A 10,945-nucleotide genomic window follows, 5' to 3' on the forward strand; every position below is an offset into this window, starting at 1 on the left:
ATAATTGAAAAGGATGCGTCCATAGGCGGAAAGATGGTCAGGCTTGACAAGGTGTTTCCAACACTTGACTGTGCCTCCTGTATTACCACCCCCAAGATGGCCTCTGTGGCGCATCACCGGAATATTACAATCTTTACACTGTGTGAACTAGTAAAACTTGATAAAGATGACACAGGTTTCAGGGCAAAGGTTATAAAAAAACCGAGATATGTAAATCAGGAGACATGCATAGGATGCAGGCAGTGCGAATATGCCTGCCCGGTCATGGCCCCTGACAAAGATCAGATGGACTTAACTGCCCGCAGGGCCATATACATACCATTTACAAACGCAATTCCTCAGACAGCATTGCTTGATGTTGAAAGCTGCGTCCTGTGCGGCAGATGCGAAAAGGTATGCCCGACCAATGCGGTAAATTATTATGACAAAGAAGAGCTTATTAATCTTGAGGCAAAGGCATGTATTGTTGCAACAGGATATCAGCTCCTTACCGGTTTTACGTCTCGTGTATACGGGGAGCCCGCCCAAAACCCCAATATCATCGATGCGCTTCAGCTTGAAAGGATACTCGCACCTACAGGCCCCTACATGGAGTTGCTCAGGCCCGGAGACGGCAAGGAGCCTGAAAGCGTGGCCTTTATACAGTGCGCAGGGAGCAGGGATCAGACAAACGGCGTTGCTTACTGTTCAAGGGTCTGCTGCATGTATGCCATTAAAAATGCACTGCTTATCCAGCAGGAGCTCCCTGAAACAAAGGTAACCATATTCTATATTGATATGAGGGCATTTGGAAAAAATTATGAGCAGTTTTTCCAGAATGCAAAAGAAAAGGGAATAAGATTTGTAAAGGCAAAACCGGTTATCCACAGCAGGGGAGATAATGGCGGCGTTATTCTTCGTTATGAAGAACAGGAAGGTAACGGCAGAAATATTTTAAAGGAATTTGATATGGCGGTTATGTCGCTTGCAATCCTTCCTGCATGGAATCCTTCAGAAACAATGGGCCTGACTGTTGCTGAAGATAATTTTTTAAAGGGGCCCTTCCCCAAGATGTCACCTGCGCTTACAGGCAGAGAGGGTATATTTATGGCAGGTGTTGCATCAGGGCCTAAGGATATCGTTGACAGCATAGTTGAGGCAGGGGCAGCAGCCATGGAGGCATCCAATTATCTGAAGGCAATTGATTCTTTAAGGGCAGCCTGATCAATCCGGGCGGCAATTCCAAGAAATATTTTTTGATCAGAGTAAAGTTTTAAAATGGATACAAATAAAAAAGAAAATATTAATACCGCAGAACCAAAGGTTGGCGTTTATGTCTGTCACTGCGGAGGCAATATTTCAAATACAGTTGATGTTGAAAAAGTGGTAGATGCAGCCTCAAGGATGCATGGAGTTACCATAGCAAGGCGTAACATGTTCATGTGCTCTGACCCGGGGCAGGATCTTATCATAAATGATATCAAGAATGGGGAGATAAACCGTGTTGTTGTTGCGGCCTGTGCACCCAGCCTGCATGAGCTTACCTTCAGGAGCGCCATCCTCCGCACCGGGCTCAACCCCTATCTTTATGTCCACGCAAATATCAGGGAGCAGGTTAGCTTTGTCCATGATGGAGATGAGGCAACCAATAAGGCCATAGCCATTGTAGCTGCGGCAGTCGGAAAGGTGAAGGAGGTTAAACCCCTGGAGGCCACCAGTGTTGATGTAAAAGGTCACGCAACTGTAATAGGGGCCGGTGTAGCAGGCCTTAAATCCGCAATAGATATGGCAAAAAGGGGATTAAAGGTTTCTATAATTGAAAAAAGCCCCTTCCTTGGAGGCCAGACCGCCCTTCTTGATAGGCTTTTCCCATATGGAGACAGGGCCGGGGATATTATATCAACCCTAGCTAAAGAGGCAGTTTCACTCCCGAACATAGGAATCCACACATGCTCAGAGGTTATCAGGCAGGAAGGTTATATCGGTAATTTCAGGCTGACCATATTGAAAAATCCACCTTCCGATGAAAAAGAGCTTTATAATATGAATAAGATTGCGTCCGGTTCAATAAAAGCCAATGAATATGTGCCTTTTATCGGGGTTTATCATAATTCTCCCCCCGAGGCTCAAGAGGAGTTCAGCATAGAAACAGGCGCTATAGTTATTGCTACAGGTTTTCACAGCTATATCCCCGCACAGGGCGAATATGGTTACAGGGATTTCCCTGAGGTGATCACCTTGAGGGAGCTTATCATGGAGCTGGCCACAAATACTGGGAAAGGCGAGTTCCTTAGAATCGGGGGCAGAACAATTAAAACCATAGCAATGATACACTGTGTTGGTTCCAGGCAGGTAGAGGGCATACACACGCCGGATCAAAATGGTTTTATCAACCCCAACTGTTCACGCACATGCTGCACCGGCCTGTTGCACTCTGCAATTGAAATCATAAACAGGCACCCGGAAACATGTATTTTCAATATCTACCGTGATATCAGGACATACGGGAGGTTACATGAAGAGCTCTATGCCGAGGCATCTGCTAAAGGCGTAAGGTTTGTCCGCTTTAATGTTGAGAATCAGCCGGCAGTCAAAAAGAACCATGAAGGTTATGCCCTCTCTGTATTTGCAAAGGATAATCTGCTTCAGAATGAAGAGCTTGAAATACCTGCTGACCTGGTTGTGCTTGCCACAGGCATGCACCCTGGTAAAATAGAACCTCTTATTGACCTTTTAAAAATCCACTGCGGGGCAGACGGGTTTCTGCTTGAGGTTCACCCGAAATTAAGACCTGTTGAGATATTTACCGCAGGGATATACCTTGCGGGGAGCTGCCAGGCGCCAATGGATGTTACAGAGGCTGCTGCAGCTGCTTCAGCTTCCGCATCAAAGGCCTCCATTCTGCTGTCAAAGGGAAAAGTAGACCTGGAGCCTTTTGTATCAAAGGTGGACAAGGATGCCTGCGCAAGGTGCCTCACCTGTTTAAGGGCATGTCCATTTGATGTGCCGGTTATGGAAGATGACGGGGCATATATTAATCCTGCGGCCTGCTATGGCTGCGGCGCCTGTGTATCAGTATGCCCTGGGGGGGCAATATCCCTTGCACAGTATGATAATGAGGAGATATGTTCTCAGGTAAGAGGAGCAATTAACCAGGGGATCATAAACACAGATAATAATAACAGGAGATAATAGTTGTCCGAGTTTGAACCTAAAATAATAGTATACTGCTGCCAGTATTGAGGCTACACAGCCGCGGACCTGGCAGGTTCATTACGTATTAAGTATCCTTCAAGTGTAAGGGTTATTAAACTCCCCTGTACAGGGAGAATTACACCCCAGCTCCTTTTAAAGGCAATAGAAGAGGGAGCAGACGGGGTATGCGGTATTGGCTGTATGGAGGGAGACTGCCATTATATTGATGGAAATATAAAGGCGCGTAAAATCATCAACCACACAAAAAAGGTGCTTGAATCCATAGGTGTGGAGACTGATAGGGTAGCAATGTATAACTTAAGCGCATCTGACGGGCCTCTGTTTGCAAGATATGCTGATGAGTTCCATGAAATTATAAAAAGGCTGGGACCTCTCTATTTAACCCGGGAAGCCAAAGAGGTTTTAAATGGCTGATCAAGACATTGAAAAGGCACCCACAGACTCTAAAGAGAGACTCAAGGCATTAAGAGAAGAGCGCAGCAGTATGATTGAGCGTAATAAAGAACTCTTAAAAAAACAGAACAGTGACTCAGGCCTGATTAAAAAAGGGCTTAAAGAAGGCGCAAAGACCATCCCTGAGCTGGAAAAGGAGACAGGCATTAGAAGTGATATTATCCTATACTACATTTCTACCATGAAGAAATATGGCGAGGTTACTGAGGCAGGTCATTCAGCAGGATATTTCAGATATTCCCTTGTTGAAAAAAAGAGGCCATCTAAAAAATAGAGGGGCTATCTGCAATTTGTCTGGCATTCCTGGTCGCATGTGCCATCATATGGTTCAGCCTGCAGTGTTGAATGATCAATGCCAAACCTTTCCCTTAAAATCCTGTTGGCATCATTAATACTCTGTTGCCATAGGTTTGTGTCTGTACAGCAGGATGAAAGCCTTATATGAGCGGATAATATTGGCATTCCTGAGGTTATTGTCCATATGTGAAGGTCATGAACAGACTCTATATATTCCATCTCTTCAAGAGCCCTTTTTACCTCCAAATAGTCAATATTTTCAGGAGTTGCCTCAAGCAGGATATTTATGGTCTGTTTGATAAAGCCAAAGCTGCTCCACAGGATTAAGAGACCGATTACAACGCTAGCAATCGTGTCAGCAGGCTGCCATCCCGTAGTTATTATGATAATGCCCGCTATTATTACGCCCACTGAACCAAGGGCATCGGCAATCATATGGAGGAATGCGCCCTTTACATTTACATTTTGATCCTTGCCCTTTGCGAGTATTGCAGCGCTCACAATATTTGCGATAAGGCCTAAGATGGCAATAATCATCATCACTGGCCCGTCTATCTCCCGGTCTGACCCGATTCTCTGCCAGGCCTCATAGAAAATAAAGCCTACAATAAGGACAAGTGTTGCGCCATTCACAAAGGCTCCCAGCACCTCAGCCCTTAAAAAACCAAAGGTTCTGTTGGGTGTTGCTGCTTTTTTTGCCAGATGAGCCACAAAGATGGCAAGGGCCAAGGCCCCAACATCGGTAAGCATATGCCCTGCATCTGCCAGAAGGGCAAGCGAATTGACCAGCAGGCCACCAATAACCTCAACCACAAGGAAGATAAGATTTATAAAAAAGGCCCACCAAAGCCTTGAATAGATAGAATTTTTCAGGTCATGGCTGTGGTTATGCCCTTTAACGCCATGGGCTGAATTATTATGTTCATGTTTTAAGGGCACTGTTTATTCCCCTTTATATTCCTGTTAATGAGATATATAATACGGCCTTCTTGGCGTCAATTGCCAATGTTTAATAAAAAGGAGTAAAGATTAATGGATAAGGTTGTTATTGATGATATAGAACTTGCCCTTTCCCGGCCTGTAGAGATGCCGGTCAGCTGGGTAGGTCAGGAGGAGCTTGTAACACAACTGCTTGCCGCATGGCTGGTGCTTGGAGAGGATGACCTGCCGCTTAACCCCAGGCTTTTAGGGAAACCAGGCGTAGGCAAAACCACACTTGCATATCATGCAGGAAAGCTCATGAACAAACCGGTCTATCTTTTTCAGGCCACCATGGATACAAGGCCTGAAGACCTTATAATCACCCCGGTAATATCTGAAAAGGGCAAAATTCAGTATGTTGCAAGTTCAATAGTTACTGCCATGCTTGAGGGAGGCGTTGCTGTTATAGATGAAGGAAACAGGATGAGCGAAAAGAGCTGGGCATCGCTCGCCCCACTTATGGATAACCGCAGGTATGTGGAGTCTATTGTGGCTGGCATAAAGATCAAGGCACACCCTGATTTTCGTATGTGTGTCACAATGAATGATGATGCAAGCACCTTTGACCTGCCGGATTACATATACTCAAGGCTTCAGCCTGGTATTGTGCTGGACTTCCCGGATCGTGATGACGAACTGTTGATCCTGAAAAAAAACCTGCCCTTTGCCGATGATGAGATCCTTGAATATGTTGTGGAGTTTCTTCAGGCAGCCCATGCTGCAAATGACCGCTACAGCGTGAGGGATGGCATTAATATTGCCAGGTATGCCCTGAAAAGGATCTCTGCGGATAGCACCCTTAAACATGGTAAGGCCGATCTGCCACCCCTTGACTATCTTCGTGAATCAGCAGGTATGATACTTGACCCTGCTGCCTCAGAATATTTTAATGAGATGATGGAAATTGAAGATGAAGAATAACTCTCTTCAATGGAACAATATCCGCTTTGTTCCCATTGTTCACGGAAAGATGGAGTTTGCCCTTGAGGTAGCGAGGCAGTTCAAGGAGTATAAGCCTGAACAGGTAGCAGTAGAATACCCTTCTACTCTTACAGAGAAGATCATTCAGGGGATAAAAAGGCTCCCCCTTTTATCTTCTGTCCATTATGAGGAATCAGATGGTGTATTCACATACCTGCTGCTGGAGCCTGCGGATGCACTGGTTGAGGCGGTGAGGCTCTCGCTTGAATCAGGCATACCTGTACACTTCATTGACCGTGACACTGAAGATTACCCTGTTGATTACACCCCCCTGCCCGATGCATATGCCATTACACGGATAGGTCATTACCAGTACTGCAACGAGTATATCCGTAAGCATGAAGAAAATGAGGGCAGCAGAGAGGATATCCTGCGTGAAAAGACAATGGCCTATAACCTTCAAAGGCTTAATAATACCGGTATGAAGACCCTCTTTGTTGGTGGCATCTTCCACATCCCCAGATTATTAAGGATGATCGATATGCCCCAGACCGAGGTAATAGGCATAAGGAAAAGAACCGGCATCGGATTATCCCACATACATACGGATTCAAGCAGGGAGATACTATCTGAGATGCCCTTTCTTAATGCCGCCTATGAAAACTACAGGTCAGGTAAAATGAATACCCCTCCTGACAGGATGAAGCTCAATAACCGGCTTATTGAGGAGGCAAAAAAGGAGCTCTGGAAAAATGACAAAGAGGAGCTCTCCCCTGTGCAGATGGAGATACTCAACAAATTTGCCAGGAACTATGCCATAACCACCGGAAACCTGGTGCCTGACTTTTACCAGCTCATTGTTGCAGCAAGGGGTGTTGCTGATGACAATTTTGCATGGGAGGTGTGGAACCTTGGGAGTGATTACCCCTGGCAGGATAGTGACCCCGGGATACCTGTTATTGAACTCTCCGGTGATGACCTCTTTCTTAACCACCGCCGGATAAAACTTCACCGAAGGATAAAAGGCACACGTAAAAGGCTTATATCCGTGCCTGTAAAAAGAAGAAAAAGAGAAAATAAAAAGGGGGAATGGAAGGAGTCATTTAAAGGTGACTACATATGTTCATACCCTCCTGAGGATATTGTGATAGAGGGGTACGGGCACCACCTGAAAAAAAGGGCAATAGAGATCAGGTCAGAGGAAAACTCGCGCGTTGTGCCCTTTGAGTGCTCCATGCTGGACGGCCTTGATCTTCGTGAAACCATACGAAACATGGGCAAGGATAAGATATACGTCAAGGAAAACCGCCCGTTAAGGGGCAAGGTAGGTTCTGTAGTTGTGATATTTGACCCGGACACCAATAAAGACGGGACAGAGGCATTTCCCTGGAAGGTCACATGGCTGGGGGAACACACCCAGGAGTCAGACATGGCATTTTATGGGACCCCGGCAGGTGAGGTAATGGACGGGCCGGGCATAGCGAGGTGCCAGTATGGTGGGTTTATGCTAAGTTACCCACCCATGAGGGTCTATGATATCTGGAAAGACAGCTTTTTCAGCGGGGCCAGGAATAAACCTGAAAGGTTATTGATGGCAGCTATTGATTACTGCCTTGAAAAACATGTGGTATATGTGGCCCCAGAGCCGCCAACAGGCTGGTGCAGAGGTGTTGCAGAAAGATACGGCAAAAATATTATCTATATCCCGATAGGCACCATACCGCCAGCGACCATTAAAAAAATAAGAAATTTTCATGTGCTGGACGGACACCATGTGCGTGATTATGCACCACAGTATTTATAGTTAGCTTTCAGCATTCAGCTATCAGCTAAATCTTTGGGTTGAAATCCTTTTGCTGAAAGCTGAACGCTAATGGCTGACCGCTTGAATCCAAAACAACAGTTTTTGGATGGATACTAATTAGAAAAAGGTTAGTTATAATCATGTCAGACTCATGCAGACATCAGCATCTTGTGCTTGTAAAAGAAAATAAAAACAAGGTTCGATGCACCCACTGTCATCTGACCATAAACAGGGAAGAGCTGGAAACCGACTTCTGCCCTGAATGCTGGGAAACAGCGAGGGTCAAAAGAAGCGATTTTGAAAAGGTTGAAGAAAAAAAGGGCGGCGCAGATACATATCGGTGTGAGGATTGCGGGGTGGAGATAGTCGCTTAACTCTACAGGAAATATAAAACCAGACACCGGTTTTTTACCTATAATAGCCAACCTAATCAAGACGATATTTAATGCCCCTGCCTTTGGCTTCTGTTAACAAGTTTGTTTATTTCTTTTAAAGCTCCTTCAAAAAACTGCACCTAAATTTGTGCATCATGCACATAATTTTGTGCATTCTATATTTTAACAATCATAAAATAGAATCCTGCTATTGATTGATTAGTTACTTTTTTGAAACCAAAAGCCTTGTCAATAAAGGCTATCGCCTGTTTTTGCATGTTGAGACCGGACAGTGAATGCCTATGGCACGATGTTTGTAATTAAAAAACAGGCTGCCGCCGTCGCCGAAGGCTATGGAGGCCAGGGAAGCAGGCTAAAGGAAAAACCTATCAACCTTTAAACTAAAATGCTTTATTCTGCATTTAAATACCCATTAACAAAGGAGCAGGAGTATGAACAAACCAGCCACAGTAAAAATTGAAGACATAATCCTGGACAACAGCATTTATCCAAGAAGCAGTATTGATCACAAAAGGGTCTCCATGTTTGAAGAAAACATGCGGGATGGTTTTACATTTGATCCCATTCATATTCAGGAACACCCGGATCAACCTGGTAAGTATCGTATTCTTGATGGGGCACACCGGTTTCAGGCATATAAGGGTATCGACCAAAAAGAGGTCCCGGCAGAGATTATAAAACTTAATGGAGTGGACCCCCTGCTTTATGCAGCGCAAAAGGCAATTGGTCCAAGGCAGCTTAATGATGAAGAGGCAAGGGACACAGCCAGAAGGGCATACCAGAATAATCCGAGACAGAGTTCTGAAGAGATCGGGAAGGCAATAGGCCGGGCAAGAAGAACTGTAGATTTGTATATTGCTGATTTAAAGGCTGCTGTTCAGATGGATCTTGATCTGAAAATATTCAGGATGAACAAGCTTGGTATTCCGCAGGAAAGGATTTCATATCGTTTAAATTTACCCCAACAGACAATTTCTCGTTATCTACCCAAAATGGCAACATTGCCAAAATGGGTAAATAGCGACATTAAAAAAGGGTTCACAGTCTCACAGGTAGCTGAAAAGCACGGCTGGCCTGAGTCTCTGGTGTGGGCAGTCAACCTGGATGGAAAAGATGACCTCGGTAAATGCCATGAATTACAGTGGGGAATCAGGACATGGGATAACTGGTATTGGACAGATTGCGATAAGAGATTTGGGGATGAATGGCCCGGAAGAATCCCTGCCCAGCTTATAGCCCACATACTTTACTTCTTTTCCAAAGAGAATGACCTTGTTATTGACCCGATGGCTGGCGGTGGGGTGGTAGCTGACACATGCCTTGCGCTCAACCGGAAATGCTGGAGCTTTGATATGGTTGACAGGTTAGAGGAGAGACCTGAAATAGAACCCCACTTCTGGGATGTAAAAAATTTAAAATGGCCTGCCAGCGGTAAGACAAAGCCTGATCTTATTATCTTTGACCCGCCCTATTTCAGTAAAAAGGCAAAGGAGTATGAAGAAGAGAGCATTTCGAACATGCCTAAAAATGAATATCTTCATTTTCTGGAAAAGTTTTTCAGACTTGCGAATGAGAACAGTAAAAAGGGTACCAGGCTTGCGATGGTAAATGCAGACTGGAGGGATTTTCAAGGCACCCCTGCGGTGGATGAGATTGGAGAAGAAGCAATATTTATAGATGAGTATTTAACGAGGATCAGAAAAACCGGTTGGAAGATAACTCATATTATCCAGGCCCCAATGTCATCAGAAAGGTTCCAGGCAAACATCGTTGCCGCCATGCAAAAAAAGCGGATACTGGGTGTTACGAGCAGATACGTTATAATAGCAAAACATAGGCTGTAGGCTTAAGGCTGTTAGGCAAATCTTAATAATAAGAAAGGAGAAAACAAAATGAGATTAATTGAATGGGAAGTAAAGGAAGACGATTATCAGGAGCAGATGCATATTCCGGCCAAACAGAGGAAAATTTCAGAGGAGGAAGGGATAGGTACTGCGGAAAAACAAAAGGTTACAGCGCAAATCACGAACCTTAAAACCGGTGAGATCTATATCTCAAGATTTCCAATCACGGGAACAAAACAACTATATGTCCCTGTTGAGATACAGAAGATGTTAAAGGGTTCGGGTAAAATGCGGATACAGATTTTGGGGGGATAGGTGGTTTTCAGACTATAACGTCTCAGGCTGTTGGTTGTCAGGATTTTTTCCCCTTTCAGCCTACAGCCTGCTTATATACCTTTAAAATTGCTTAATATCTATCTCAGAAATCGAACCCTATTCTCACGTATCAGCTCCAATACCTGGAAACCGATTTTTTCCCTGTCCAAAAAATCCCCCACGCATATGGGGAAGACGTTATTGAGGAAGGCGCACAAACATATGAAGGAGAAACACCCCCACGCATGTGGGGAAGACTCCTGGATAAGAGTCAATGGCCGCGAACAATTAGAAACACCCCCACGCATGTGGGGAAGACCTGATCATTTGCCATCAGCAGGTTAATGGCATAGAAACACCCCCACGCATGTGGGGAAGACTAGAATTGGAGGAAAAGGAAGGGCTTGACGATGGAAACACCCCCACGCATGTGGGGAAGACCAGCTTTTAACGTATATGACAAACTTTAAACAGGAAACACCCCCACGCATGTGGGGAAGACCTTCCTCTATCATACCACTAATAGAATCCTTTAGAAACACCCCCACGCATGTGGGGAAGACCCGGTGATGAGGACAATGGGCCGGACACAGATAGAAACACCCCCACGCATGTGGGGAAGACCATGCAGCCCGTCTTTGAACCAGTGGTCTTTTGGAAACACCCCCACGCATGTGGGGAAGACTGGAAAATACTGGGATGTTGGCCAGACGGTTTAGAAACACCCCCACGCATGTGGG

At 45.1% G+C, this 10,945-nt stretch carries 10 protein-coding genes and 1 CRISPR repeat array; of the genes, 9 read left to right on the forward strand and 1 reads right to left on the reverse strand.

The features are described 5' to 3' along the window. From GX654_03625 to GX654_03640, 4 genes are all read left to right on the forward strand, one after another. A partial coding sequence (locus GX654_03625; GenBank protein ID NLD35937.1) for a CoB--CoM heterodisulfide reductase iron-sulfur subunit A family protein occupies positions 1-1,203 on the forward strand: 1,203 nt, incomplete at its 5' end. Positions 1,204-1,257: 54 nt separating this feature from the next. Then, positions 1,258-3,171, forward strand: a complete 1,914-nt coding sequence (locus GX654_03630; GenBank protein NLD35938.1) for a CoB--CoM heterodisulfide reductase iron-sulfur subunit A family protein — start codon at positions 1,258-1,260, stop codon at positions 3,169-3,171. 3 nt (positions 3,172-3,174) lie between these two features. Beyond that, entirely contained in the window at positions 3,175-3,609 is a 435-nt protein-coding gene (locus tag GX654_03635; GenBank protein NLD35939.1) for a hydrogenase iron-sulfur subunit, read from the forward strand. Next, positions 3,602-3,922 carry a winged helix-turn-helix domain-containing protein gene (locus GX654_03640; protein ID NLD35940.1) on the forward strand — a complete coding sequence of 107 codons (321 nt, stop codon included), beginning with the start codon at positions 3,602-3,604 and terminating at the stop codon, positions 3,920-3,922. Before GX654_03635 ends, GX654_03640 begins: the two co-directional genes overlap by 8 nt. A gap of 5 nt (positions 3,923-3,927) precedes the next feature. On the opposite strand, the gene GX654_03645 is transcribed toward GX654_03640, so the two are convergent. Then, positions 3,928-4,884 carry a cation transporter gene (locus GX654_03645; GenBank protein ID NLD35941.1) on the reverse strand — a complete coding sequence of 319 codons (957 nt, stop codon included), beginning with the start codon at positions 4,882-4,884 and terminating at the stop codon, positions 3,928-3,930. A gap of 93 nt (positions 4,885-4,977) precedes the next feature. On the opposite strand from GX654_03645, the gene GX654_03650 reads away from it, so the two are divergent. The 5 genes from GX654_03650 (at position 4,978) to GX654_03670 (ending at position 10,205) form a co-directional block, all read left to right on the forward strand. After that, a complete protein-coding gene (locus GX654_03650; GenBank protein NLD35942.1) occupies positions 4,978-5,847 on the forward strand; it encodes an AAA family ATPase in 870 nt (289 codons plus the stop codon). Continuing rightward, positions 5,837-7,651, forward strand: coding sequence for a hypothetical protein (locus GX654_03655; protein NLD35943.1), 1,815 nt, complete (start codon positions 5,837-5,839; stop codon positions 7,649-7,651). Before GX654_03650 ends, GX654_03655 begins: the two co-directional genes overlap by 11 nt. Positions 7,652-7,791: 140 nt before the next feature. Continuing rightward, positions 7,792-8,025, forward strand: a complete 234-nt coding sequence (locus tag GX654_03660) for a hypothetical protein (GenBank protein NLD35944.1) — start codon at positions 7,792-7,794, stop codon at positions 8,023-8,025. Between the two features lie 452 nt (positions 8,026-8,477). After that, positions 8,478-9,890 carry a ParB N-terminal domain-containing protein gene (locus GX654_03665; protein NLD35945.1) on the forward strand — a complete coding sequence of 471 codons (1,413 nt, stop codon included), beginning with the start codon at positions 8,478-8,480 and terminating at the stop codon, positions 9,888-9,890. Between the two features lie 48 nt (positions 9,891-9,938). Beyond that, positions 9,939-10,205, forward strand: a complete 267-nt coding sequence (locus GX654_03670) for a hypothetical protein (GenBank protein NLD35946.1) — start codon at positions 9,939-9,941, stop codon at positions 10,203-10,205. A 169-nt stretch (positions 10,206-10,374) separates the two neighbouring features. Continuing rightward, positions 10,375-10,944: a CRISPR direct-repeat array (repeat unit 21 nt; unit sequence GAAACACCCCCACGCATGTGG). Position 10,945: the final 1 nt, after the last annotated feature.

Origin of the sequence: Desulfatiglans sp. (assembly GCA_012513605.1) — a bacterium.
In the GTDB taxonomy this organism is placed as follows: Bacteria; Desulfobacterota; DSM-4660; order Desulfatiglandales; family HGW-15; genus JAAZBV01.

Bases quoted from the DNA above. Each gene is read 5' to 3' on its own strand.
- GX654_03660 (NLD35944.1), top strand. From the start codon at position 7,792: ATGTCAGACTCATGCAGACATCAGCATCTTGTGCTTGTAAAAGAAAAT.
- GX654_03665 (NLD35945.1), top strand. From the start codon at position 8,478: ATGAACAAACCAGCCACAGTAAAAATTGAAGACATAATCCTGGACAAC.
- GX654_03650 (NLD35942.1), top strand. From the start codon at position 4,978: ATGGATAAGGTTGTTATTGATGATATAGAACTTGCCCTTTCCCGGCCT.
- GX654_03670 (NLD35946.1), top strand. From the start codon at position 9,939: ATGAGATTAATTGAATGGGAAGTAAAGGAAGACGATTATCAGGAGCAG.
- GX654_03655 (NLD35943.1), top strand. From the start codon at position 5,837: ATGAAGAATAACTCTCTTCAATGGAACAATATCCGCTTTGTTCCCATT.
- GX654_03640 (NLD35940.1), top strand. From the start codon at position 3,602: ATGGCTGATCAAGACATTGAAAAGGCACCCACAGACTCTAAAGAGAGA.
- GX654_03630 (NLD35938.1), top strand. From the start codon at position 1,258: ATGGATACAAATAAAAAAGAAAATATTAATACCGCAGAACCAAAGGTT.